This is a genomic window from Frigoribacterium sp. PhB24, from assembly GCF_003755185.1.
In the GTDB taxonomy this organism is placed as follows: domain Bacteria; phylum Actinomycetota; class Actinomycetes; order Actinomycetales; family Microbacteriaceae; genus Frigoribacterium.
This window is the reverse complement of sequence record NZ_RKIC01000016.1, coordinates 70,347-94,366: the sequence shown is the minus strand read 5'-3', so window position 1 is coordinate 94,366 and position 24,020 is coordinate 70,347. Positions and strand designations below refer to the sequence as shown.

Annotated in this window: 27 protein-coding genes; 16 read left to right on the top strand and 11 right to left on the bottom strand. The window is 71.1% G+C overall.

The genetic code is table 11. The features are described from left to right. Positions 1–4: 4 nt before the first annotated feature. The 3 genes from EDF50_RS15740 to EDF50_RS15730 are packed head-to-tail and all read right to left on the bottom strand — an operon-like array spanning position 5 to position 3,291. Complete coding sequence (locus EDF50_RS15740) at positions 5–1,033, bottom strand: alpha-ketoacid dehydrogenase subunit beta (RefSeq protein ID WP_123520451.1); 1,029 nt, start codon at positions 1,031–1,033, stop codon at positions 5–7. Continuing rightward, a complete protein-coding gene (locus EDF50_RS15735; protein ID WP_123520450.1) occupies positions 1,030–2,190 on the bottom strand; it encodes a thiamine pyrophosphate-dependent dehydrogenase E1 component subunit alpha in 1,161 nt (386 codons plus the stop codon). Before EDF50_RS15735 ends, EDF50_RS15740 begins: the two co-directional genes overlap by 4 nt. Before the next feature lie 30 nt (positions 2,191–2,220). Then, a complete protein-coding gene (locus EDF50_RS15730; protein WP_123520449.1) occupies positions 2,221–3,291 on the bottom strand; it encodes a histidinol-phosphate transaminase in 1,071 nt (356 codons plus the stop codon). A 108-nt stretch (positions 3,292–3,399) separates the two neighbouring features. On the opposite strand from EDF50_RS15730, the gene EDF50_RS15725 reads away from it, so the two are divergent. The 3 genes from EDF50_RS15725 to purB are packed head-to-tail and all read left to right on the top strand — an operon-like array spanning position 3,400 to position 5,689. Continuing rightward, entirely contained in the window at positions 3,400–3,807 is a 408-nt protein-coding gene (locus EDF50_RS15725) for a phage holin family protein (RefSeq protein ID WP_123520448.1), read from the top strand. Continuing rightward, on the top strand, positions 3,804–4,310 hold the full coding sequence (locus tag EDF50_RS15720; protein ID WP_255410097.1) for a low molecular weight protein-tyrosine-phosphatase: 507 nt from the start codon (positions 3,804–3,806) through the stop codon (positions 4,308–4,310). The genes EDF50_RS15725 and EDF50_RS15720 overlap by 4 nt, the downstream gene beginning before the upstream one ends. Continuing rightward, positions 4,307–5,689 carry an adenylosuccinate lyase gene (purB, locus tag EDF50_RS15715; RefSeq protein ID WP_123520447.1) on the top strand — a complete coding sequence of 461 codons (1,383 nt, stop codon included), beginning with the start codon at positions 4,307–4,309 and terminating at the stop codon, positions 5,687–5,689. The genes EDF50_RS15720 and purB overlap by 4 nt, the downstream gene beginning before the upstream one ends. A 94-nt stretch (positions 5,690–5,783) precedes the next feature. Here purB and EDF50_RS15710 read toward each other — a convergent pair whose 3' ends face one another. Both EDF50_RS15710 and EDF50_RS15705 read right to left on the bottom strand, forming a co-directional pair. Next, positions 5,784–6,029 carry a hypothetical protein gene (locus EDF50_RS15710; RefSeq protein ID WP_123520446.1) on the bottom strand — a complete coding sequence of 82 codons (246 nt, stop codon included), beginning with the start codon at positions 6,027–6,029 and terminating at the stop codon, positions 5,784–5,786. Beyond that, positions 6,026–6,724 (bottom strand): DUF308 domain-containing protein, encoded by a 699-nt coding sequence (locus EDF50_RS15705; protein WP_233570677.1) that lies wholly within the window; start codon positions 6,722–6,724, stop codon positions 6,026–6,028. Before EDF50_RS15705 ends, EDF50_RS15710 begins: the two co-directional genes overlap by 4 nt. Before the next feature lie 188 nt (positions 6,725–6,912). Between EDF50_RS15705 and EDF50_RS15700 the strand changes: the two genes are divergently transcribed. After that, positions 6,913–8,055, top strand: a complete 1,143-nt coding sequence (locus EDF50_RS15700) for an acyl-CoA desaturase (RefSeq protein WP_123520445.1) — start codon at positions 6,913–6,915, stop codon at positions 8,053–8,055. A gap of 39 nt (positions 8,056–8,094) precedes the next feature. Here the strand turns inward: EDF50_RS15700 and EDF50_RS15695 are convergent, their stop codons facing one another. Together EDF50_RS15695 and idi are read right to left on the bottom strand one after the other, a co-directional pair. Continuing rightward, positions 8,095–8,292: a hypothetical protein gene (locus EDF50_RS15695; protein WP_148076857.1), complete on the bottom strand. Its 198-nt coding sequence runs from the start codon at positions 8,290–8,292 to the stop codon at positions 8,095–8,097. Positions 8,293–8,417: 125 nt separating this feature from the next. Continuing rightward, a complete protein-coding gene (idi, locus tag EDF50_RS15690) occupies positions 8,418–8,987 on the bottom strand; it encodes an isopentenyl-diphosphate Delta-isomerase (protein WP_123520443.1) in 570 nt (189 codons plus the stop codon). A gap of 18 nt (positions 8,988–9,005) precedes the next feature. Here idi and EDF50_RS15685 point away from each other — a divergent pair, with 18 nt between their 5' ends. The 6 genes from EDF50_RS15685 to EDF50_RS15665 are packed head-to-tail and all read left to right on the top strand — an operon-like array spanning position 9,006 to position 14,367. After that, positions 9,006–10,076, top strand: coding sequence for a polyprenyl synthetase family protein (locus EDF50_RS15685; protein WP_233570676.1), 1,071 nt, complete (start codon positions 9,006–9,008; stop codon positions 10,074–10,076). After that, positions 10,073–10,954 (top strand): phytoene/squalene synthase family protein, encoded by an 882-nt coding sequence (locus EDF50_RS16850; RefSeq protein ID WP_199738827.1) that lies wholly within the window; start codon positions 10,073–10,075, stop codon positions 10,952–10,954. The genes EDF50_RS15685 and EDF50_RS16850 overlap by 4 nt, the downstream gene beginning before the upstream one ends. Next, positions 10,951–12,699 (top strand): phytoene desaturase family protein, encoded by a 1,749-nt coding sequence (crtI, locus tag EDF50_RS15680; protein WP_199738826.1) that lies wholly within the window; start codon positions 10,951–10,953, stop codon positions 12,697–12,699. The genes EDF50_RS16850 and crtI overlap by 4 nt, the downstream gene beginning before the upstream one ends. Further along, entirely contained in the window at positions 12,699–13,088 is a 390-nt protein-coding gene (locus tag EDF50_RS15675) for a lycopene cyclase domain-containing protein (RefSeq protein ID WP_123520442.1), read from the top strand. The genes crtI and EDF50_RS15675 overlap by 1 nt, the downstream gene beginning before the upstream one ends. Continuing rightward, positions 13,085–13,489, top strand: coding sequence for a lycopene cyclase (locus EDF50_RS15670; protein ID WP_123520441.1), 405 nt, complete (start codon positions 13,085–13,087; stop codon positions 13,487–13,489). Before EDF50_RS15675 ends, EDF50_RS15670 begins: the two co-directional genes overlap by 4 nt. After that, positions 13,486–14,367 carry a prenyltransferase gene (locus tag EDF50_RS15665; protein WP_123520440.1) on the top strand — a complete coding sequence of 294 codons (882 nt, stop codon included), beginning with the start codon at positions 13,486–13,488 and terminating at the stop codon, positions 14,365–14,367. The genes EDF50_RS15670 and EDF50_RS15665 overlap by 4 nt, the downstream gene beginning before the upstream one ends. Positions 14,368–14,412: 45 nt before the next feature. Here EDF50_RS15665 and EDF50_RS15660 read toward each other — a convergent pair whose 3' ends face one another. Next, positions 14,413–14,973, bottom strand: coding sequence for a MarR family winged helix-turn-helix transcriptional regulator (locus tag EDF50_RS15660; RefSeq protein ID WP_148076856.1), 561 nt, complete (start codon positions 14,971–14,973; stop codon positions 14,413–14,415). A 103-nt stretch (positions 14,974–15,076) separates the two neighbouring features. On the opposite strand from EDF50_RS15660, the gene EDF50_RS15655 reads away from it, so the two are divergent. From EDF50_RS15655 to EDF50_RS15635, 5 genes are all read left to right on the top strand, one after another. After that, the gene (locus EDF50_RS15655) at positions 15,077–16,465 is read left to right on the top strand and encodes a glycosyltransferase family 87 protein (RefSeq protein WP_158612748.1); all 1,389 of its coding nucleotides are present in this window, start codon (positions 15,077–15,079) and stop codon (positions 16,463–16,465) included. Between the two features lie 135 nt (positions 16,466–16,600). After that, positions 16,601–17,011 (top strand): YtxH domain-containing protein, encoded by a 411-nt coding sequence (locus EDF50_RS16740; RefSeq protein WP_158612747.1) that lies wholly within the window; start codon positions 16,601–16,603, stop codon positions 17,009–17,011. After that, positions 17,004–17,432 carry a phage holin family protein gene (locus tag EDF50_RS15645; protein WP_054145463.1) on the top strand — a complete coding sequence of 143 codons (429 nt, stop codon included), beginning with the start codon at positions 17,004–17,006 and terminating at the stop codon, positions 17,430–17,432. The genes EDF50_RS16740 and EDF50_RS15645 overlap by 8 nt, the downstream gene beginning before the upstream one ends. Beyond that, a complete protein-coding gene (locus EDF50_RS15640) occupies positions 17,413–17,814 on the top strand; it encodes a DUF3618 domain-containing protein (RefSeq protein ID WP_123520437.1) in 402 nt (133 codons plus the stop codon). The genes EDF50_RS15645 and EDF50_RS15640 overlap by 20 nt, the downstream gene beginning before the upstream one ends. Positions 17,815–17,817: 3 nt before the next feature. Further along, on the top strand, positions 17,818–18,960 hold the full coding sequence (locus EDF50_RS15635; RefSeq protein ID WP_123520436.1) for a YihY/virulence factor BrkB family protein: 1,143 nt from the start codon (positions 17,818–17,820) through the stop codon (positions 18,958–18,960). A 112-nt stretch (positions 18,961–19,072) separates the two neighbouring features. Here EDF50_RS15635 and EDF50_RS15630 read toward each other — a convergent pair whose 3' ends face one another. Beyond that, positions 19,073–19,870, bottom strand: coding sequence for an isocitrate lyase/phosphoenolpyruvate mutase family protein (locus tag EDF50_RS15630; protein WP_123520435.1), 798 nt, complete (start codon positions 19,868–19,870; stop codon positions 19,073–19,075). A 202-nt stretch (positions 19,871–20,072) separates the two neighbouring features. Between EDF50_RS15630 and EDF50_RS15625 the strand changes: the two genes are divergently transcribed. Next, the gene (locus tag EDF50_RS15625) at positions 20,073–21,041 is read left to right on the top strand and encodes a hypothetical protein (protein ID WP_123520434.1); all 969 of its coding nucleotides are present in this window, start codon (positions 20,073–20,075) and stop codon (positions 21,039–21,041) included. 55 nt (positions 21,042–21,096) lie between these two features. Here the strand turns inward: EDF50_RS15625 and EDF50_RS15620 are convergent, their stop codons facing one another. Further along, positions 21,097–21,702: a nitroreductase family protein gene (locus EDF50_RS15620; RefSeq protein ID WP_123520433.1), complete on the bottom strand. Its 606-nt coding sequence runs from the start codon at positions 21,700–21,702 to the stop codon at positions 21,097–21,099. A gap of 107 nt (positions 21,703–21,809) precedes the next feature. After that, complete coding sequence (acs, locus tag EDF50_RS15615) at positions 21,810–23,867, bottom strand: acetate--CoA ligase (RefSeq protein WP_123520432.1); 2,058 nt, start codon at positions 23,865–23,867, stop codon at positions 21,810–21,812. Positions 23,868–24,020: the final 153 nt, after the last annotated feature.

Below are 24,020 nucleotides of genomic sequence, written 5' to 3'. Positions count from 1 at the left end.
ACTCCTAGTAGGCCAGGGCCCGGTCGACCGCTTCGAGCACGCGGTCGGCGTCGGGCAGGTACTGCGTCTCGAGCTTGGCGGGCGGGAAGGGGGTGTCGAAGCCGCTCACGCGGAGCACCGGTGCCTCGAGCGAGTAGAACGCCTTCTCGGCCACGGTCGCGGCGATCTCGGAGCCGACGCTGACGAAGCCGGGCGCCTCTTGCGCGACGACGAGTCGGCCGGTCTTGCGGACCGACTCGAGGATCGGCCCGTAGTCGACGGGAGAGAGCGACCGCAGGTCGACGACCTCGGCCGAGACTCCCTCGGCCGCGGCGATCTCGGCCGCCTGGAGCAGCACGCTCACCATCGCGCCGTGCCCGAGCAGGGTGACCTCGGTGCCCGTGCGGACGACCCGGCTGGCGTGCAGCGGGGCCTGTGGGTCGCTCAGGTCGACCTCGCCCTTGGGCCAGTAACGGCTCTTGGGCTCGAAGAACATGACGGGGTCGTTCGACGCGATCGCCTCTTGGATCATCCAGTAGGCGTCGTGCGGCGTGCTGGGGCTGACGACGCGCAGCCCGGCCGTGTGGGCGAAGTACGCCTCGGGGCTCTCCTGGTGGTGCTCGACAGCTCCGATGTGCCCGCCGTAGGGCACCCGGATCACGACGGGCATGGTGACCGCGCCCTCGTGCCGGTTCGTCATCTTCGCGAGTTGCGACGTGATCTGGTCGAAGCCGGGGTAGATGAAGCCGTCGAACTGGATCTCGCAGACCGGGCGGAACCCGCCCATGGCGAGCCCGATCGCGGTGCCGACGATGCCCGACTCGGCGAGAGGGGTGTCGATGACGCGCTTCTCGCCGAACTCGGCCTGCAGCCCCTCGGTCACGCGGAAGACGCCGCCGAGCGTCCCGATGTCTTCGCCCATGAGCAGCACGCGGGGGTCGTCGGCCATGGCCTTGCGCAGGCCGGCGTTGATCGCCTTGCCGAGCGGCATGGTCTGCACGGAGGCGCGGGTCGGCTCGATCGTGCCGGTCCGGCCCTCGACGGTGTCGGTCATGATGCCCCCTCGTCGGTGGTCACGGTGTCGCCCGTGCCGCCGAAGCTCTGCTCGTAGGTCGCCAGCCACTGCTTCTGCTCGGTCATGAGCGGGTGCGGCTCGGAGTACACGTGGTCGAAGATGAGGCCGCGGTCGGGATTCGGCAGCGTGACTGTCCGCCGTCGGACGTCGGCACCGAGGTCGTCGCACTCGGTCTCGAGGTCGGCGAAGAACGCGTCGCCCTCACCGCGGCCTCGGAGGAACGCCTCGAACCGTGTGATGGGGTCGCGGGCGATCCACGACTGCAGTTCGTCGTCCGTGCGGTACTTGGTGGGGTCGTCGGACGACGTGTGCGCCCCGACCCGGTAGGTCAGCGCCTCGATGAACCGGGGGCCGCCGCCACCGCGGGCGGCCTCGAGGTCGCGACGGCTGACGGCGTAGCTCGCGAGCACGTCGTTGCCGTCCACTTGGGTGCCCGGGATGCCGAAGCCGCCGGCACGGGCGACGAGGGGAGTGCGCGACTGGCGGGAGACGGGGACGCTGATCGCCCACTGGTTGTTCTGCAAGAAGAACAGCTCGGGCGTCTGGAAGCTCGCGGCGAAGACCAGTGCCTCGCTCACGTCGCCCTGGCTCGTGGCGCCGTCGCCGAAGAAGGTCACCACGGCCTGGTCGACCTCGGGGTCGCCCGTACCGCTCTTGCCGTCGAGCCCGAGGCCCATGGCGAAGCCGGTCGCGTGCAACGTCTGCGAGCCGATGACGAGCGTGTAGACGTGGAAATTCTGGTGCTCGGCCGGGTTCCAGCCACCGTGCGTGTGTCCGCGCAGCAGGCGCAGGATGTCGACCGGGTCGATGCCGCGGGACAGGGCGACGGCGTGCTCGCGGTACGACGGGAAGAGGTGGTCCTGGGGGCGGGTGGCGTGGGCCAGACCGACCTGTGCCCCCTCTTGACCGTGGCTCGGCACCCAGAGCGCGAGCTGACCCTGGCGGGCGAGTGCGGCGGCTTCGCGGTCGAAGCGGCGCGTGAGCACCATGTCGCGGTGCAGGGCGCGGAGCCCCTCGTCGCCGAGGGCGTCGACGTACGGGCGGAATTCGTCGGCCGCGGCGGACTCGACCACCTCGCCCGACGGCGACAGGAGCTGGACGGGCGGCGGCGCGTCGGTCGCTTCGGAGGAAGACATGGCGTCCAATCTATTCCGCGGCATATGCCGTCACCGGGATGTGAGGTCGACGATCTGTTGGGCGGCGTGCAGCAGCTTGTCGACCGACGAGGGTTCGCCGATCGTGACGCGGACGCCCTCGCCTGCGAAGGGTCGCACGACGACCCCGTGGTCGGCGAACACCTGTGCCGCGGCGGCCGTGTGCTCGCCCGTGGCGAGCCAGACGAAGTTGCCCTGGGCCTCGGGGACCGACCAGCCCTGGTCGATCAGGGCGCGTCGCACCTGGTCGCGCAGCAGGACGATGCGGTCGACCCGGCCGAGCAGCTCGTCGGAGTGGTCGAGCGAGGCGAGGGCCGCGGCGGCGCCCTGCTCGGTGACGGCGAGGGGGATGGCCGTGGCCCGCGCGGCGTCGAGCAGGTAGGAGGCGCCGATCGCGTAGCCGACGCGCAGCGCGGCCAGCCCGTACGCCTTCGAGAACGTGCGCAGCAGGACGAGGTTCGGGTGCAGTTCGGTGAGCGTCTCGCCGTCGACGGCGGTGCGGTCGGTGACGAACTCGGCGTAGGCCTCGTCGAGCAGCACGAGCACGTCGTCGGGCACGGCGGCCATGAACGTCTCGAACTCGCCGGCCGCCACCGTGGTGCCCGTCGGGTTGTTGGGTGAGCAGACGATGACGACCCGGGTGCGGTCGGTGACGGCCGAGGCCATGGCCTCGAGGTCGTGGCCACCGTCGGCCCGCAGCGGCACCTGGACGCTCGTCCCGCCGGCCACCGTGACGAGCCCCGGGTAGGCCTCGAACGAGCGCCACGCGTAGACGACCTCGTCACCGACCGACGCCGCCGCGAGCACGAACTGGGCGAGCAACGAGACCGACCCCGCGCCGACGTGCACCTCGTCGACGGTGACGCCGAAGCGCGCGGCCAGGGCCGTCCGCAGGGCCGCCGCCGAGGCGTCGGGGTAGCGGTTGAGCGAGACGGCACCGCGGACGGCCTCGACGACCGAGGGGAGGGGCTCGAACGGGTTCTCGTTCGACGACAGTTTGTAGGCCTCGGGGGACGCCTGCTTGCCCTGGCGGTAGGGCGGCAGGGCGGCGATCTCTGGACGGAGTCGGACGGGAGTGGTCACGCGGCCAGCCTATGGGGCCGGGCCCGCGTCGCGTCAGGGGGCCGCGCCTCCTCGGGAGATCCGGTCGGGCACTACCGCCCGTGGACGAGAGGTCGGCATGATGGGGGCATGACCCGATTCGTCGTCAGGCTGCTCATCAACGCGGTGGCCCTGTGGCTCACCACGCTGCTCGTGTCGGGGGTGTCGGTGACGCCCTACGGGGCAGGGGGCACCTTCGAGACGATCGTGACCTTCCTGCTGCTCGCCCTGGTCTTCGGTGTCGTCAACGGCGTCGTCGGCACGGCGATCCGGGTCGTGGCGTTCCCTCTGTACATCCTGACGCTCGGCTTGATCGCCCTGGTCGTGAACGGCCTGCTGCTGCTGATCGTGGCCTGGATCTCAGGACTCTTCGGATTCGGGTTGACGATCGACGGCTTCTGGTGGGGCGTGCTCGGTGCGATCGTCCTCGCCGTGTTCGCCTGGGCCATCGGCGTCGTCGTCCGCCCCGTGGTCGGGCGGGGTGATCGTCAGCGGTGAACCGGTTCCGCATCTGCTTCGTCTGCACGGGCAACATCTGCCGTTCGCCCATGGCCGAGACCGTGCTGCGCGCGCTCGCCGCCGACGCCGGCCTCGGTGACCGGGTCGAGGTCACCAGTGCGGGCACCGGCGACTGGCACGTCGGCGAAGGGGCCGATCCCCGCACCGTCGAGGCCCTCGAGCGCCGCGGCTACGATGGTTCGCGGCACCGGGCGAAGCAGTTCGAGGCCGACGACTTCGCGCGCTACGACCTCGTGGTGGCGTTCGATCGCGGCCAAGAACGCATCCTCCGGGCCTGGGCAGGCGACGACGCCGACCGCTCGAAGGTGCAGCTGCTGCTCACCTTCGCCTCCGACGCCGCGCCGGCGGGCGGCGGTCTCGACGTCCCCGATCCGTACTACTCCGACGCAGGACTCTTCGACGAGGTGCTCGACATGGTCGAGCGCGCCTGCTCGGCCCTCTTCCGCCAGATCGAACCCGCACTCCGCAAGGGACAGTCATGACGTTGCCTCCTCAGCCCCTCAGCCCGCTCGACGGCCGCTACCGCTCGTCGGTCGGCGCACTGGGCGACCACCTCAGCGAGGCAGGGCTGAACCGGGCCCGCGTGCACGTCGAGGTCGAGTGGTTGATCGCCCAGACAGACCGCGGCGCGTTCGGCTCGACCCCGCTCGACGACGAGCAGAAGCGGGCCCTGCGGGCCGTCGTCACCGACTTCGGCCAGCCCGCGATCGACGAGCTCGCCGGCCTCGAGGCCACGACCCGTCACGACGTCAAAGCGGTCGAGTACTTCGTGCGGGCCCGTCTGGCCGAGCTCGGGCTCGACGGCATCGCCGAGCTCACCCACTTCGCCTGCACCAGCGAGGACATCAACAACCTCTCGTACGCGGTCACCGTCAAGGCGGCCCTGTTCGACGTCTGGCTGCCGGCCTTCGACGCCGTCCTCGCGGCCCTCACCGCCTGGGCGACCGACGCCCGCGACGTGCCGATGCTGGCCCACACCCATGGTCAGCCGGCCACGCCGACGACCGTCGGCAAAGAGTTCGCCGTCTTCGCCCACCGCCTCCAGCGCCTCCGGACGCAGATCGTCGGCACGGAGTTCCTCGGCAAGTTCAGCGGGGCCACCGGCACGTTCTCCGCGCACGTCGTCGCCGATCCCGAGCTCGACTGGCCCGCGACCGCCCGGGCCTTCGTCGAGGACGCCCTGGGGCTGACCTTCAACCCCTTGACGACCCAGATCGAGTCGCACGACTGGCAGGCCGAGCTCTACTCGCGCGTCTCCCACGCCAACCGCGTGCTGCACAACCTCGCCACCGACGTGTGGTCGTACATCTCGATGGGCTACTTCACGCAGATCCCGCAGGCGGGTGCGACCGGGTCGTCGACCATGCCCCACAAGATCAACCCGATCCGTTTCGAGAACGCCGAGGCGAACCTCGAGATCTCGTCGGCGCTCTTCGACTCGCTGGCCTCGACCCTGGTCACGAGCCGCCAACAGCGCGACCTGACCGACTCGTCCGCGCAGCGCAACATCGGCGTCGCCTTCGGCCACTCGATGCTCGCGCTCGACAACCTGCGTCGCGGCCTCGGCGAGATCGCCGTCGGTTCCGTGGCGCTCGAGGCCGACCTCGACACCAACTGGGAGGTCCTCGCCGAGGCCATCCAGACCGTGATCCGCGCCGAGGTCGTCGCCGGGCGGTCGTCCATCGACGACCCCTACGCGATGCTGAAAGAGCTCACCCGCGGCAAGCGCGTCGGGCAGGCCGAGCTGGTCGCGTTCGTCGACAGTCTCGACGTGTCCGACGGGGCCAAGCAGCGCCTCGTGGCGTTGACCCCGGCGACCTACACGGGTATCGCCTCGCAATTGGTCGATCGCCTGGCCTGAGCCGAGCAGGCGTGGGTCGCCCGACGGGGACGACCCACGCCCACCGGTTCGTCGTCGATCAGGCGGCGGGCGTCATGCGCGGGTCGAGAGCGGGTCAGTGGCCGCGGGGCTTGTCCGCGTCGTCGATCTCGTGTCGCTCGTCGTCGTTGGGCTTGGCGGCGAGGGCGAGCATGGCGATGACGACGAGCGCGACGATGAAGCCGATGCAGAGGAAGATCAGCGCGAGCTGCAGGTCGCGGGTCGTCATCAGGACGACGAGACCGACGAAGACGGCGAAGACCGCCGACAGTCCGAGGAACTCTGCGGGGCGGAACCGGTCGCGCCAGGTGGGGTGGGTCATGACGTGCGTGCCTTGTCGTCAGGGGTGTCGGCAACGGCCGGGTGCCCGGTCTGCCATTTGAGCGAGAGGCCGGCGATCACGAGGAAGACGCCGACCAGGGCGCCATAGGCGCCCAGGATGCCGACGAGCACGGTCGAGGACGTCAGTTCGCCCTCGATCTGCTCGATGCCGCCGAGCTGCTGGCTGTAGTCGGGCGGAACGACGAGGAACACGACGGCCAGGGCCAGGGTCAGCACGCCGACGGTCGTCCAGTCGCGGGCGAGCGGCGAGCGCCGCCGACGGCGCAGACCGGCCGAGAGTTCGAGCACGCCCGTCAGCACGGCCCAGGCCGTGACGAAGGCGACGAGGACGGGGAGGTCCCCGTGCGAGAAGACGAGGCAGAGGGCGCCGATCACGGCCCCGACGACGCCCTGCAGGACGGCGATGGTGCGGCTCGAGCGATCGGTGAGGCGCAGGCTCGACCCCACCGCGAGCACGACGCCGCCGACGACCGCCGCCGAACCGAAGGCGAGCAGGCCCACCTGGGGTGAATGGTCGGGGTTGAACGTGATGGCCGCGGCGGCCGCGAGGGCGGGAACGGCTCGCAGCACCGGGACGGGCCAGTACGCGGAGAGCGACGGGTCGACGCCCCGGTCAGAGGGGTCGGACGACGCCACGGGGGCGGTCGCGCCGGAGTCGTGGTGCGCAGGCGTCACGAGACCTCTTTCACGGGTGGGGGACCCGCAGAGTTTACCGCGCGCTCCTGAACGCCAGGCGGCGGCGAACCCAGCCGGGCCCGGTGATCTCCCGACGCCTTCCCAGCCCACGCCGTTAGGTTCACCCCATCTGTGGGTCGCACCGGCCCCTCCACCCGGCTGAGAAGTCGACCAGCCGCGGGAGCCCGATGACCGCCACCGTCCCCACGACCCCTCGAACCGCCCGCCCCCACGTCGTCCATGCACCGGCTGGTGCGGCACCCGCCGGGTTCCGCCCGACCGTCGCCGGCCAGGTCGGCAAGCCGACCAGCACCTACTCGAGCCTGCTCAAGTCCGTGCGCGAGGCCGGTCTGCTGAAGCGTCGCACCGGCTTCTACGTCACGGTCTTCGTCGTGCTCGTGGCCTGCCTCGGCGGGGCTGCCACCGGGTTCGTCCTGTTGGGCTCGAGCTGGTTCCAGCTGCTGATCGCCGGGGCCCTGGGCATCATCCTCACGCAGTTCGCCTTCCTCACGCATGAGGCCGCGCACCGTCAGGTGTTCGAGTCGGGCACGCGCAACGACAAGGTCGGCCGTGTGCTCGCCGCCGGTGTCGTCGGCATCAGCTACGCGTGGTGGATGACCAAGCACAGCCGCCACCACGCCAACCCGAACACCAAGGGCAAAGACCCCGACATCGCGTTCGACACGATCTCGTTCCTCGAAGAGGACGCGGCGAAGCAGCGTGGCGTGCTCGGCTTCATCACGCGCCGCCAGGGCTACTTCTTCTTCCCCCTGCTGCTCGGTGAGGGCGTCAATCTGCACGTCACCTCGTTCCGCACCCTGCTCGGTCGCGAGAAGGTCGAGGGCCGCGTGCTCGAGATCGTCCTCATCGCCACGCGCCTCGTGCTCTACTTCGGCGTCGTCTTCTGGTTCCTCCCGCTCGGGATGGCCTTCGCGTTCATCGGCGTGCAGATGGCCGTCTTCGGTCTCTACATGGGCTCGTCGTTCGCCCCGAACCACAAGGGCATGCCGATCATCCCCGAGGGCGCCAAGGTCGACTTCCTCAGCAAGCAGGTGCTCACCTCGCGCAACATCACGGGCCGGCACTCGACCGCGTTCATGGGCGGGCTGAACTACCAGATCGAGCACCACCTCTTCCCGAGCATGGCGCGACCGAACCTGCGCGCGGCCAGCGCCCTGGTCAAGGCGCACTGCGCCGAGCACGGCATCCCCTACACCGAGACCACGATCGGCAAGTCGTACGCCATCGTCATCCGGTACCTCAACCGCGTCGGCCTCTCGGCTCGTGACCCGTTCGACTGCCCTGCCGCGTACGCCCTGCGTCCGCGCTAGACGGCGCGCACGGGACGAGCGCAGGAGGCGCGGGCCGGGTCAGGCGGACCGGCTCGCGCCTTCGTCGTCCTCGAAGAAGTCCTCGTAGCGGACGGGACGTGACGCGACCGTCGCGAGCCGCGCCTCCTGGTCCCTCGCCCGGCCGTCGCGCGGACCGCCCGTGGGGGACTGCTGCTTGGGATAGGGGTGGATGTCCACCCGCCTGGTCTCGGGATCGCTCGTGTAGTGGGATTCCACGTCGGCCTCCGTCCGCTCCGGTCGGGTCACCCGACGGGCCACCCGGTCGTCACGATACGAGCGGCGGCGCTCCGGCACGAGGGGCTTGCCAACGGGGCAGGCCCGGGTCTAGCCTCTCGGGTCGCTCACGTGGGCCAGGCGGCCAGCTGCCAGCCCAACCAGGGCGAGAAGGCGAACGGGGCGGCCGCGACGGCGGCGCGCAGCTCGCCGGGCTCGACCCAGGCCCATTCGGCGACCTCGTCGGGCGAGGGGTCGGGCAATCCGACGGCACGAGCCGTGAAGACCGGGCAGATCTCGTTCTCGACCACGCCCGAGGCGTCGGTGGCCAGGTAGCGGAACTCGGGCAGGATCACCTCGACGTCGCGCACCTCCATGCCGAGCTCTTGGTGGGCACGGCGCAACAACGCCTCGGCGGGTGTCTCGCCGGGGGCGGGGTGGCCGCAGAACGAGTTGGTCCACACGCCGGGCCAGGTCTTCTTGGACAGTGCGCGGCGGGTGACGAGCACGCGGCCCAGCTCGTCGGTGACGTGGCAGCTGAAGGCCAGGTGCAGGGGCGTCGTGGCGGTGTGCACCGTCGCCTTCGCGGTCGTGCCGATGGGCGTGCCCAGGTCGTCGAGCAGTACCACGAGCTCGTCGTGCGCGCCCGACCGGTCGCCGGACGTCGGCTGGGGATGCGTCGAGGTCTCACGGGTCATGAGAGGTAGTCTGCCCTGGTGGACGGTGATCACCTGCACGCAGGCACGCGGGCGAGACACGATCGTGTCGACGCCGTCCTCGACGACTTCTTCGCGCTGGCCAAGCGCCGCGCCGAGTCGGTGGGCTGGCGCTACGTCGATCTCTGGTCGGTTCTCGAGCGCAACAGCGCCGGGGGCAAGCGGTTCCGGCCGCGCATGGTCTTCACGGTCTACGACGCCCTCGGGGGTGCCGACGACGAGGCGGTGGCCCGCGTCGGCGCGGCCTTCGAGCTGCTGCACACCGCCCTGATCGTCCACGACGACGTGATCGACCGTGACTTCTCGAGACGCGGCATCCCCAACGTGTCGGGTAGCTACCGCGACACCGCGACGACGGCCGGCATCCCGACCCCTGCGGCCGAGCACCGGGGCATGTCGGCCGCCGTCATCGCCGGCGACCTCGCCCTGACCGGCGCCAGCCGCATGTTGCTCGGCATCGGTTGCGCCGACCACGTCCGCACCCGCCTGCTCGACCTGCTCGACGAGGCGATCTTCGTCAGCGCGGGTGGCGAGATGGTCGACGTCGAGTTCTCGTTGGCCGCCGAACTCCCGACGGTGGACGAGATCCTCGACATGGAGCGCGCCAAGACGGCCGTCTACTCGTTCGAGGCGCCCCTGCAGGCGGGCGCCGTCCTGGCGGGGGCAGGAGACACCGTCGTCACGGCCGTCGGCGACTTCGGTCGCGAGGTCGGCGTCGCGTACCAGGTGGTCGACGACCTGCTCGGGGTCTTCGGCACCGAAGAGGCCACCGGCAAGACCACGCGCGGCGATCTGCGCGAGGGCAAGCGCACGGTGCTCGTCGCCCACGCCGCGACCACCGACGAGTGGTTCTCGATCCAGCCCTTCATCGGCAAGGCCGACCTCAGCGAGGCCGAAGCCGAACACGTCCGCGGACGCCTCGAGGTCAGCGGCGCCCGCGCCTTCGCCGAGGGGCTCGTCGAAGAGCACGCCCGTCGGGCGTTGGACGTGCTCGACCGGGACGAGGTGCCCGAGCCCCTGCGAGAGGCCCTGACGCCGGTCGTGCAGGACGTGCTCGAGAGGGTGCGATGACGGGCCTGTCGCTGTACGACTCCGTGGCCGACGCGACCGCGGGAGGCGTGATCCGACGCTATTCGACGTCGTTCGGCCTGGCCTCGCGCCTGCTGGGCGGCGAGGTGCGCCAGCACGTCGAGAACGTGTACGCGCTCGTGCGCGTCGCCGACGAGATCGTCGACGGTCCCGCGACCGAGGCGGGGCTGGGCGTCGAGGCCGCCGGTCGGCTGCTCGACGGGTTCGAGGCCGAGACCGAGCGGGCCCTGGTCGAGGGCTTCAGCCCCAACCTCGTCGTGCACGCGTTCGCCCGCACAGCCCGCGCCACGGGCTTCGGTGCCGAGCTGACCGCTCCCTTCTTCGCATCGATGCGGGCCGACCTCAGTGCCCGCGAGCACGACCAGGCCTCGTTCGACGCCTACGTGTACGGCTCGGCCGAGGTCGTCGGCCTGATGTGCCTCAAGGCGTTCCTGCAGGGGCACTCCTTCCCGCCGAGCACGGTCGCCGAGCTCGAAGAGGGCGCCCGCCGGCTGGGCGCGGCCTTCCAGAAGGTGAACTTCTTGCGCGACCTCGCGGCCGACTTCGAACAGCTCGGCCGCAGCTACTTCCCCGGAGTCGACGTGACCACGTTCGACGAGCAGACCAAGACGAGACTGGTGCGAGACATCGACGACGACCTGCGTGTGAGCGGCGAGATCATCCCCGTGCTGCCGACGAGCTCCCGTCGGGCGGTGGCACTCGCCCACGGCCTGTTCGCCGAGTTGAACCGGCGTCTCGAGGCGACCCCCGCCTCCTCGCTGGTCCGGGCGCGCGTGCGCGTGCCGAACCCGGTCAAGGTGCGCATCGCGGCAGGTGCCGCGGCCGGTCGCGTCACCCGCCTGCCCGAGGCCCGCGCATGAGCGGCGCGTCGGCCGATCGCGGTGCGACCGGTGCCGGCACGGGTGCGCCCGACACGTCGCACGGTCTGAGCGTCACCCGACACGGCCGCCGCGTCGTCGTGATCGGTGGCGGCATCAGCGGCCTGGCATCGGCCGCGCTCCTCGCCCGCGAGGGGCACGAGGTCACGCTGCTCGAGAAGAACGACGAGGTGGGTGGCCGCGCGGGCTCGTGGAGCCACGCGGGCTTCCGCTTCGACCTCGGCCCCAGCTGGTACCTCATGCCCGAGGTCTTCGACCACTTCTTCCGGCTGATGGGCACCTCGGCGGCCGAGCGCCTCGACCTGATCGAGCTCGACCCGGGGTACCGGGTGCTGTTCGAGCCGACGCCCGACGACCCCGCCGCCAGCGCACCCATCGACGTGCCGCGCGGACTCGAGCAGAACGTCGAGCTCTTCGACCGCGTCGAGCCCGGCAGCGGCGAGCACATGCGCCGCTACCTGCGATCGGCGCGCGACACCTACGAGATCGCCAAGCGGCGATTCCTCTACACGAGCTTCGGCAGCCTCACGCCGTTGCTGCGGGGCGACGTGTTGGTACGCCTGCCCACGCTGGCGCGGCTGCTGCTGACGAGCCTCGACTCGTACGCCTCCCGCACGGTCACCGACCCGCGCCTCCGTCAGATCCTGGGGTACCCGGCGGTCTTCCTGGGCTCGTCGCCGTTCGACACCCCGAGCATGTACCACCTGATGAGCACGCTCGACCTCGACGACGGCGTGCTGTACCCGCGGGGCGGCCTGATCTCGGTGATCGAGGCGATCCGCGACGTGGCCGTCGAGGCCGGGGTGACGATCGTGACGGGCGCCACCGTGACGCGGATCGTCACGCGGCCGCTCGGGGTCGAGGGTGCCGTCCTGCCCCGCGGCTCGAAGGCGACCGCCGAGGCGACCGGGGTCGACTGGACCGACGCCGCGGGCGACGAGCGCCGCGTCGACGCCGACCTCGTGGTCAGCGCCGCCGACCTCCACCACACCGAGACCCGGCTGCTGCCCCGCGAGCTGCGGACGTACGACGAGACGTACTGGTCGACGAAGAACCCCGGGCCGAGCGCCCTGCTGCTCTACCTCGGCGTCGAGGGTGAGATCCCCGAGCTCGAGCACCACACGTTGCTCTTCGCCCGTGACTGGCACGAGAACTTCGAGCGCATCTTCGGTGCCGACAAGCGCATCCCCGACCCGCCGTCGCTCTACGTCTGCAAGCCGAGCACGGTCGACCCGTCGACGGCCCCGGCCGGTCACACGAACCTCTTCGTGCTGGTGCCGCTGCCCGCCGACCCGGCGTTCGGCTCGGGCGACCTCGACGGCGACGGCGACCCGATGATCGAGCGCCTCGCCGACGGGGTCATCGCCCAGATCGCCGAGTGGGCGGGCGTGCCCGACCTCGCCGACCGCATCGTCGTGCGACGAACCCGCGGCCCGCGCGACTTCGTCGACGACGTGAACGCCTGGAGCGGCAGCATGCTCGGGCCGGCGCACACGCTCGCCCAGAGCGCCCTCTTCCGCACGGGCAACGTCTCGACGCGCGTCGACTCGCTGTTCTACGCGGGTGGTTCGGTCCGCCCGGGCATCGGCCTGCCCATGTGCCTGATCAGCGCCGAGGTGCTGCTCAAGAACCTGCGCGGCGACACGAGCACCGAGCCCCTGCCCGAACCGTCGGTGTCCGATCCGACGCCGGCCGGGCCGTCGGCGACCGGGCCCGCCGCCGGCTGATGGGCTTCGTCTACCTCGCGGCGCTGCTCGTGTCGCTCTTCGGCATGGTGATGCTCGACCGGCGGTTCACCCTGTTCTTCTGGCGCGACGTGCCCCGCGCCGCCGTGACGCTGCTGGTCGGAGTCGCTTTCTTCCTGATCTGGGACGTCGTCGGCATCGACCTCGGCATCTTCTTCCGGGGCGAGACCTCGTTCATGACCGGTGTCCTCGTGGCGCCAGAGCTGCCGCTCGAAGAGGTCTTCTTCCTCACGCTCCTCTGCTACCTCACGATGAACCTTTTGGCCGGGGCCCGCATGCTCGCGGTGGCCGTGCTCGACCGCCGCGAGGCGTCACCGGCGGTGGCCGACGGTCCCGCGGCGGCCCGCTCGACGGGCGAGGCCACATCGTGACCTACTGGGCCGTGAACGCGGTGTTCCTGGCGATCGTCGCCGTGCTCGGGGTGCTGGCGCTGGTGACCGGGGCGGTCCGTGGTCGGGCCGCACGCGCCTCCTCGTCGCCTGCGGCGTCGACGCGTCGGCGTCGCGAGGTGGTGCTGGCCGCCGGCATCGCGACCGGGGTGCTGCTCGTCATGACCGCGGTGTTCGACAACGTCATGATCGGCATCGGGCTGGTCGGCTACGACGCCGCCCGCATCAGCGGCGTCTTCGTCGGCATCGCCCCGCTCGAGGACTTCGCCTACGCGGTCGCGGCACTCGTGCTGCTGCCGTCGGTGTGGGTACTGCTCGGCGGACCCAAGACCCCCCGGACGCCCGAGGCGACGACGCCGCCGGCGAAGGAGGCGCGTTCGTGAACACGCTCACAGCCCTGTTCGTCTCGTCACGGCCCCTGAGCTGGATCAACACGGCGTTCCCGTTCGCCGCGGCGTACGTGCTGACGTCGTTGATCGGCGGCGGCGACGTGGACTGGCTGGTCCTCGTCGTCGGCGCCCTGTACTTCCTCGTCCCGTACAACCTGGCGATGTACGGCATCAACGACGTCTTCGACTACGAGAGCGACCTGCACAACCCGCGCAAGGGCGGCGTCGAGGGGGCGCTGCTCGACCGCAGCCTGCACCGCACGACGGTGCGTGCCGCGGTGATCACGAACGTGCCGTTCCTGGTGTTCCTCGTAGCGGTCGGCGGTCCGCTGAGCTGGCTCGTGCTGGCCGTCAGCGTCTTCGCCGTGATCGCCTACTCGGCCCCCGGTCTGCGCTTCAAGGAGCGCCCGTTCGTCGACTCCGTCACCTCGAGCACCCACTTCGTCAGTCCGGCCGTCTACGGTCTCGTGCTGGCCGGTGCGGCCTTCACTCCCGAATTGTGGGCGCTGCTCGGCGCGTTCTTCCTGTGGGGCGTCGCGAGTCACGCGTTCGGCGCCGTGCAGGACGTCCTCGCTGACCGTGAGGGCGGCATCTCGTCGATCGCGACCGAGATCGGCGCCCGTGCCACGGTGCGCCTGTCGGTGGTCGCGTATCTGCTGGCCGGCGTGCTGCTGACCTTCGCCGAGTGGCCGGGCCCGCTCGCGGCACTGCTGACCCTGCCCTACGCGATCAGCTGCGCGCCGTGGTGGAACGTGACCGACGACCGGGCCGAAGAGGTCAACCGGGGGTGGCGCCGCTTCCTGGCGCTCAACTTCGTCAGCGGATTCGTCGTGACGATGTTGATGATCTGGTGGGTGTTCCTGCGGAGCTGACGCCGCGCCTCCTGCGCACGCCGCCGGCCGCATGCCGCGCACGGCTCAGGGCTGGTCGGGCCGGTCCGACGGCCCGGGGCGCCAACCGAGGTTGAGCGCCGCCGTGCGGAGGAATCGTACGGTCGTCGCGTGGGCACCCGGCTCGGCCCCCCGGACGGCGTCGTCGCGGATGCCCTCGACGACGTCGACCAACTTGCGGTGCGCCAGGCCTCCGCGCTCGGTGAGGGTGTAGCGGCCGTCGCCGACCCCGTCGGTCGCGAAGCTCACCCAGCCGCTCTCGACCAGTTCGGCCAGGTGGTCGGCGCTCGACTCGCCCGTGGCCCGGTCGAGGAAGGGCGCGACGGCACCGTCGAGGGCGGCGCGCGTCGCCGGGCCGCGTTCGAGCAGGGCGAGCAGCTGCCATTGGCGACGGGTGACCCCGTGCTCGTCGAGCACCTCGTCGAAGCGTCGGTCGATCAACCCGTCGACGAGCTTCAGCCAGAAGCCGATCGGGCGCCCCCGGCCGACGGCCAGGTCGTCGTCGACGCTGCCCAGGTCGAGGGGTGCGTGCGTGTCGTCCATCGGCGGGGTGACCTCGCCTCCGTCTGCGGAACGTCGTCGGTCCATGGACGGCACCGTACACCGCTCGGACCTCCGTCTCGAGAGGGATCTTCTGATGGATTCACCTGCCGGAAAGACAACGGCAAGGCCGCCGCCGTACATTCGAGGCGTGACCACCTCGAGCGCCGTCGCGCCTGCACCCCTCACCGCGCGGCTGGGCCGCCGCTGGGCGCGCGTGCAGGCGCATCCGCGCGGTCTGCTCTACGGCTTCGTCGCCGTGCACGCCGCCGTGTTCCTGGCGTTGACGCCGCTGATGATCGGCGGCGGGGTCAGCGGCGACCTCCCCCTGTACCGCCTGTGGGCGACCGGGGCCCTGAGCGACGGGGTCTGGCCGGTCCTCGACTTCTCCTGGGTCTACCCGGCCGGGGCGATCGTGCCGATCGTGTTGCCCGACGTCTTCGGCGAGCAGCACTACCAGTTCGTCTGGCTGGCGCTCTTGACCGCCCTCAACGCCGTCGCGCTCTGGCTGCTGACCGATCGCGGTCGTCGCACCGTCGACAACCGGGCCGCCTGGTGGTGGCTGCTCGTGACGCTCGTGCTCAGCCCCGTGGCCTTCCTGCGGCTCGAGGGCTTCAGCGCCCCCTTGGTCGTCGCCGCCCTGATGCTGCTGTCGACCCGCCCCCGGGTGGCCGGTCTGCTGCTGGCCGCGGCGACCTGGATCAAGGTCTGGCCGGCGGCCGTCATCGCGGCCGTCGTCGTCGGTTCGAGGCACCGCGCCGTCGTGGTGCGCGCCGGCGTGCTGGTCACCATGGTCGTCGTCTCGTGCGTCCTGCTCGGCCGCGGCGCGGACGACATCACGAGCTTCGTCACGATGCAGTCGGGGCGGGCCCTGCAACTCGAGGCGACCCTCGCGACCCCGTGGCTCTGGATGGCGATGTTGCGCGTACCCGGTGCCTCCGTCTACCAGAACGTCGCCCTCGCCACCCGCGAGGTGATGGGACCGGGCGACACCTGGATGATCAACGACAGCACCCAGGTCATGCTCGCCGTCCTCGTGCTGCTGGCCGGCGTGCTGGCCGTCGCCACCTTCGGCCTGCCCCTGACCGGCGGGTTCCGGAGGCGCGGGTCGGCGGCGTCCGACGGCACCGTGACCGTCGCCCCGGCTCGTGGCCACGGCGACGAGTTCGGCACGGTGCTGCTCGGCGCCCTGACCCTCACCCTCGCCTTCGTCGTGTTCAACAAGGTGGGCTCACCGCAGTACCTGCTCTGGATCGTGCCCATCGTCGCCGTGGGCTACGCCGCGCGCCCCGAGGCGTTCCGCACGCCGGCCGTCCTGACCGCCTGGGCCTCGGGGCTCACGACGCTCGTCTTCCCGATCCTCTACCGGCTTCTCGTCGAGCTCAACCCGGTGGCCGTGTTCGTCCTGGGTGCCCGCAACGCCTTGCTCGTGGTGCTGTTCTGCTGGTGCACGGCGCGACTCGTGCGGCTGGCCGTCGCCATGGTGCGCGACGACGCGCTCGAGGTACGCGTCCCCGTGGTGGCGACCCGCGCCTCCTGACCTCGTGTCGGGGAGGCTCGTCCCCAGGGTCCGAGTAGGTGGTGGTCGTCCCCGGGGGCCCGCCAATCTGGGCCGTGTGCTCCGACTCGTGCCACCGTGGAAGGCCTACCTGCCACCACGAGCCAAGGAGCACTCATGAAAGGCAAGATCCTCTTCGTCGCAGGAGCGGCCGTCGGGTACGTCCTCGGAGCCCGCGCGGGTCGCGGCGCGTACGTCAAGATCAAGAACCAGGCCGAGAGCCTGTGGGAGAACCCGACCGTCCAGAAGGGCGTGCAGCAGGCCGAGGGCTTCGTGAAGGAGAACGCTCCGGTCGTCGCCAAGAAGGCCCAGGACGTCGCGAACGACGCCGCCCACGCGGTCGGCTCCAAGGCGAAGTCCGTCTCGGGCAAGGGCTCGGACGCCACCGACAAGGCCGCCGCCAAGGCGACCGAGGCGGCGCACAAGGCCGCCGACAAGGTGGACGAGAAGGCCGACGACGTCAAGAAGCAGACCTCGGGCACCAGCCCCGACGACGACAAGCTGCCGGGGGTGACGGTCGGTGAGTGACCTGAAGGCACCCGAACAGAGCACCAAACGTTCGCTCGGCTCGCTGATCGGCAGCCTGCCCGAGCTGATCTCGCGGCTGATCCGCGGCGAGATCGCGCTCGCCAAGACCGAACTCGCCACCAAGGCCAAAGAGGCGGGGGTGGGTGTCGGGTTGTTGGTCGGTGCCGCCCTGTTCGGCTTCTTCCTGCTCGCCGTGCTCATCACGGCCGGGGTGCTGGGGCTGTCGACCGTCGTCGCTCCCTGGCTCGCGGCGCTCATCGTGGCCGCTGTCCTGCTCGTGATCACCGCCGTGCTGGCACTGCTCGGCATCAAGGCGCTCAAGAAGGGCGTGCCACCGACCCCCGAGAAGGCCGTCGCCAGCGTGAAGGCCGACGTCAGCGCGTTGAAAGGGCAGGGCAGCTATGACTCCGAGAAGCACTGACGCGAGCGATCACGAGAAGCACGGCAAGGCCGACGGACCCGACCCTCGGGCCGAGCTCGCCGAGGCCCGAGCGGCCGAAGAACGACGTGACGCCCACGGCAGCACGTCGCCCGACAAGGACGCAGAGAACGCCACCGGGCCCCGCGACGGAGCGAGCATCCCCGAGATCGAGCTCGACCTCGCCCGAACCCGCGAGGAGTTCGCCGCGACGCTCGACGCCATCGAAGACAAGCTGAGCGTTCCCGCTCATGCCCGGCGGCTGAAGGCGAGCGTCAAGCGGCGCCTCGACAGCGATCCGAAGCCCGTCGTGGCGGCCGCTGCGGCCGGTACCGTCGGCGTCGTCGCCATCGTCGCGGGCATCGTCAAGACGATCAGGCGCTGACCCGTGGCCCAGAAGAGCACCGAACGCGAGCAGCAGTCGCCCGACGAGGACGACTCGCGCAAGCCGCAAGACCTCACCGACGTCTCGAAGCCGTCGTGGGGCTACGTGTTGGGCAAGACCCTGCGTGAATTCACGCGAGATCAGTGCACCGACCTCGCGGCCGCCCTCACGTACTACGCCGTGCTCGCGATCTTCCCGGCGCTGCTGGCGATCGTCTCGTTGCTCGGCGTCGTGGGGCAGGCGGATTCGACCGCCAAGACCCTGCTCGACCTCGTCTCGCAGTTCGGGTCCGAAGACGTCGCAGCACTGCTCCGTGACCCGATCATGCAGCTCACCGGTTCGCCGGCCGCCGGGGTCGCCCTCGTCGTCGGTGTGCTCGGCGCGCTCTGGTCGGCGTCGGGTTACGTCGGGGCGTTCGGACGGGCCATGAACCGCGTCTACGGCATCGACGAGGGGCGTCCGATCTGGAAGCTCCGCCCGACCATGCTCGGCGTCACGGCGTTCACCGTCGTGCTCATCGTGGTGGCCGCGCTCATCCTGGTCATCAGCGGGCCCGTGGCCCAGACGGTCGGCGACCTCGTCGGGCTGGGCAGCACCGCGGTCTTCGTGTGGGACATCGCCAAGCTGCCGATCCTCGCGATCATCGCCATCGTGATCGTCGCGGTGCTCTACTACTGGGCGCCGAACGTCAAGCAGCCGAAGTTCAAGTGGATGAGCCTCGGGTCGCTCGTCGCGTTGGTCATCTGGCTGGTCGCGTCCGTGGGGTTCGCGTTCTACATCGCGAACTTCTCGAACTACAACAAGACGTACGGCTCGCTCGGTGCCGTCATCGTGTTCTTGCTGTGGCTCTGGATCACGAACAACGCCCTGCTCTTCGGGGCCGAGTTCGACGCCGAGCTCGAGCGTGGTCGCGAGTTGCAGGCCGGCCTCCGGGCCGAGCGCGACATCTTGCTGCCGCCGCGTGACACCGCCCAGAGCGAGAAGAAGGCCGCGGCCCTCGCCAAGGACGAGCTCGCCGGCATGCGCCTGCGGCAGGCCGCCGCGGCGACCATCGAGCGGAACGGCGACGAGGTGCCCGAGCCGGACGGCGAGGGCGGCTCCGAGGCGTCCGAGTCCGACCGGAAGAAGGACGACCGCGACGACTAGGCGACGTCCACGCGTGGCACGACCCGCGCCTCCTCGGCTCTCACGAGCTCAGGAGGCGCGGGTCGCGTCGTTCGTCAGGCGGCAAGGGAGACGTGCCCGGCCCGGCCGGCGGTCAGAACGAGAAGCCGAGCTCCGCCGGGTAGTCGCCGCGGGCGGTGAGGGTGGTGGCGGCGTCGCGCAGGTGCGAGAGGGTCAGGCCCATCGTGGTCGGACCGAAGCTGACCCGCGAGACGCCGAGTTCTGCCAGGCGCGCGAGCGGCACGGAGGACGGGTTCGAGATGACGCTGACCTTGCCGTGGATCTGGTCGAGGGCGGCCTTGACGAGGTCTTCGGTGCCCAGGCCGAGGACGAAGGCGCAGTCGGCACCGGCGTCGAGGTAGGCGTTGGCGCGGGTGATCGCGTCGTCGAACGAGTCGGGGTCGCCGGCCAGGGCGTCGACCCTGGCGTTGATCACGATCGGCACACCGGCGCGGTCGCCGGCCCGGCGGGCGGCGGCGATCTTCGAGACCTGGGTGTCGATGTCGTAGAGCGGCGCCTTGGCCTGGCCGATGCTGTCCTCGATGTTGAGCCCGGCGGCGCCCTCTTCGATGAGGCGGAAGACGTTGTCGAGGGTGCCGGCGGCGTCGGTCGCGTAGGCCTTCTCGAAGTCGACCGAGACGGGCAGGTCGACCGAGCGGATCACGATGCGGGCGGCGGCCAGCATGTCGTCGACGTCGAGACCCTCGCCGTCCTCGACGCCGTGCGCCTCGCTGATCGAGTGGGAGGCGGTGGCCAGGGCCTTGACGCCCGGCGCGCCCGCGACGATGCGGGCGGTGATGCTGTCCCAGACGTTCGTCACGATCAGCGGGTCGCCGGGGACGTGCAGGGAGCGGAGGAGTTCGGCCTTCTCGGCCGTGCTGGAGATCGACATGCGACCAGCCAACCAGCCCGGGCTGGCAGGCACCAGCCCGGGCCCGTCCCCTCGAGATGTCACGACGTGCCGCTCACCCCTTAAGGTGAGCGGCACGTCCTGACATCTCGCGCCTCCTCCCCACCTTTCCTCGTCCAGGGACGGTTCACAGGTGCGGCCGGCCTCCACCGGCATGCGATGAGGGGGCGGCCACGCTCGAGGGGTGCCGCTCGACCTTCCTTCCCCGCTGGCGGACCGGGCGTTCGCGGTCGCCGAGGCCCGGGCGCTGGGCGTGGGTTCCGACCGACTCCGCCGGGCCGACCTCCGGGCACCCCATCACGGTGTGCGCACGCACCGGCAGGCGGTCACCCTGGTGGATCGCTGCCGAGAGCTCGTCCCTGTGCTTGCGCCGGGGGTGGTCTTCAGCCACACCACGGCGTTGGCCCTGTGGCGGCTACCCCTGCCCCGGGGGCAGGACGTCGAGGGAGGGCCGCTGCACGTCGAGTCGACGGGCGGCGGTCGGGTCCGCCGGACCGGGGTGATCGGGCACGTCGGGCGCGTCGACACGGTGGGCAGGTCCGAGTACCGGGTGCGGGGTCTGCCCGTCGTCGACCCTCTGACTGCCTGGGCCCAGTCGGCCGTGGGTCTTTCTCTCGACGACCTCGTGACGGTCGCGGACGCCCTGGCGGGACGGTGGTCGCCGTTCGGCCCGGCCCGGGGAATCCCCATCGGGCAGCTGTCCGACCGCGTGACGGCCTGGGGATCTCGCCGGAGCGCGTCGGTGCTGCGTGAGGCGCTGGCGCTGGCCCGGCCCGGGGTGTGGTCGCCGCAAGAGACCCGGATGCGCCTGCTGCTGGAACGAGCGGGTGTGACCGGCCTGGTGCCGAACCACCCGGTGCGCGACGTTCACGACCGGCTCGTCGGGATCGCGGATCTCGCCGACATCTCCGCCCGACTGGCCATCGAGTACCAGGGCGAACACCACCGCACCGATCGAGACACGTACCGCGGCGACCTGCGGCGACGCGAGGACTTCGAAGACGTGGGTTGGCGGCAGGTGCAGGCCTCGGATGACGACCTCGGCCCCTGCTCGGCGGTGTTCGTGGCACGGGTGCAGCGGCTGGTCATCGGGCGGGGCGGGAGCCCGGCCGTGGGCGAGATGTCACGACGTGCCGCTCACGTTCGAAGGTGAGCGGCACGTCGTGACATCTCGGCGCGCGGCGCAGACGCCCGGCCAGGGGGAACTGCTAGTCGCGGCGCAGGACGAGCTCGCTGAGCGGCAGGCGCTCGCGGGGGGCGGTCTCGCGCTCGGCGAGGGCCTCGATCAGCCTGTCCGCCTCGTCGACGACGCCGACGGCCGTGACGGTGACGGGCTTCAGGTTGTCGGTGAGGCCGAACGCGGCGACGATCTCGTCCCATTCGACACCGGCCATCTGGTGCGTGTGGAAGCCCTCGGCGTGGGCCTGGACGCTCAGGTGGGCGACGGCCTGGCCGAGGTCGTACTCCGCCCACTGGCGCACCTCGCCCTCGACGGTCGAGGTCTCGGCGACGGCGACCACGAGGGCCGACGCGTTGCCCGCCCAGGCGGCGTTGAAGCCCATGAGGGCCTTGACGATGGTGTCGAACGTGGCGGTGCCGCGACGACCGACGACGAACCGACGGGGCTGCGTGTTCGCGGCGGACGGGGCCCAGCGGGCGGCTTCGAGCAGGGCGTCGAGCTGACGGTCAGAGATCTCGGCGGTCGGGTCGAACGAGCGGGGGCTCCAGCGCTCGTCGAGCAGCGGCACGAGCGGCACGCTCGTCTCGGCGGTACGGAGGGTGGACGGGGCGGCGGTGGTCTCGGAGATCGACATGACGACGCTTTCTTCTCGGAACGGTACGGGGGAGCGAGGCGCGTCATCGAGCCACGGACACGACAACCCGGTGCGCGCACGCATGATTCCCGCGGCGTGGGGGAGCGTCAGGAGGCGCGGGTCGCCTCGGCGAGGACGGCCGCCACCCGGCCGGGCACGGTCTCGTCCTGCAGGCTCGTCGTGTCGCCGAGCGGGCGGCCGTCGACGATGTCGGCCAGCAGCCGCCGCATGATCTTGCCCGAGCGCGTCTTGGGCAGGTCGGGCACGACGAGCACGGTCGCGGGCTTCGCGATCGGCCCGATCTGGTCGGCCACGTGGGCGCGCAGCGTGGGGGAGAGCGACTCCGCGAGCGGAGCCCACACCGACGGCTCGGCGGCGTCCCCGGCGTCGCGCACCGCGCCTCCTTCGGGTCGCGCGGACGGCACCACGAAGGCGGCGATCGCCTGACCGGTGCGCTCGTCGGTCACGCCGACGACGGCGGCCTCGGCGACGGCCGGGTGCGAGACGAGCGACGACTCGATCTCGATGGTCGACAGGCGGTGACCCGACACGTTGATCACGTCGTCGACCCGGCCGAGCAGCCAGATGTCGCCGTCCGAGTCGTACTTGGCGCCATCGCCCGAGAAGAACCAGCCCTGCCGCCAGTACGTGGCCCAGTAGCTGTCGCGGTAGCGCTCGGGGTCGCCCCAGACGGTGCGGGCGAGCGCCGGCCCGGTCTGTTGCACCACGAGGTAGCCACCGCCGCCGTTCGGCACGCGCTCGCCGACGTCGTCGACCACCGCGGTCGACAGCCCGGGCAGGGCCCGCAGCGACGAGCCCGGCTTGAGGGTGTCGGCACCGGGCAGCGGGGCCATGACGGCGGCTCCCGTCTCGGACTGCCACCAGGTGTCGACGATCGGACACCGGCCGCGGCCGAACTGCTCGTGGAACCACACCCACGCCTCGGGGTTGATGGCCTCGCCCACCGTGCCGAGCAGGCGGAGCGACGACAGGTCGTGGCCGTCGGGCAGCCCCTCGGGGAACCACGACGACAGCGTCCGCACCAGTGTCGGGGCCGTGTAGTACGTGGTGACGCCGTAGCGCTCGATGATCTCGAGGTGCCGGGCGGGGTGCGGGGTGTCGGGCGTGCCCTCGTAGATCACCTGGGTCAGGCCGTTCGACAGCGGACCGTAGATCTCGTAGGTGTGCGCCGTGACCCAGGCGAGGTCGGCCGTGCACCAGTGCACGTCGTCGGGTTTGGCGTCAAAGACGGCCCAGTGGGTCCAGTTCGCCTGCGTGAGGTAGCCACCGCTCGTGTGCACGAGCCCCTTGGGCTTTCCGGTCGTACCGCTCGTGTACATGATGAACAACGGCGTCTCGGCGTCGAAGAAGTCGGGTTCGTCGGTGTCGGGCTGCGGGTCGACGACGTCGTGCCACCACAGGTCGCGGCCTTCGGTCCACGGCACGTCCGGCGTCCGGTCCCCGGTGCGCCGCACGACGAGCACGTGTTCGATCTCGTTGTCGCCGCCGACCGCGTGGTCGGCGTTCGCCTTGACCGGCACCGCGGCCCCGCGACGGAACTGCCCGTCGGTCGTGACCAGCAGCTTGGCCCGCGTGTCCTCGACGCGGAACTTCAGCGCCTCGCCTGAGAAGCCGCCGAAGACGAGCGAGTGGATAGCGCCGAGACGCGCGATGGCCAGCGTCACGACGATCGTCTCGGCGATCACCGGCAGGTACACGACGACCCGGTCGCCCTTCCCCACGCCGAGCGACCGCAGGCCGTTCGCGGCCTTCACGACCTCGCGCTGCAGCTGCGCGTACGTGACGTCGCGGCGGTCGCCGGGCTCGCCCTCGACGTGCAGGGCGACCTTGTCACCGCGGCCGGCGGCGACGTGTCGGTCGACGCAGTTGACGGCGACGTTGAGGGTGCCGTCGGCGAACCATGTGGCCTCGGGCACCGTGAGCACGCCGTCGGGCCCTTCGGTGACGGGCTTCCAGGTGTGGGCGATCGTCCACGGCGTGTGCCAGTCGAGCCGCTGCGACGCCTCGGCCCAGAACGCGACCGGGTCGGCGGCCGCCCGTGCGTGCTCGGCGGACGTGACGTTGGCCCCCTCGACGAGCGCAGGAGGCGCGGCGAAGGTCCGTCGCTCGTCGAGCAGGTTCGAGATGGTGTCGCTGGTGGCCATGCGTCCCACGCTACGGGCGGCTCGGCGGCCGTGGGCTCCGCAGGGCAACTTCGCGTAATCCGCGGGCGGGCGGGCGGTCGGGAGGCGGGGCGAGGTGTTCCGCAGTGACGGCGCCTGCCGCCGACCGATCTCGAACAATCGTCATACCGGTGT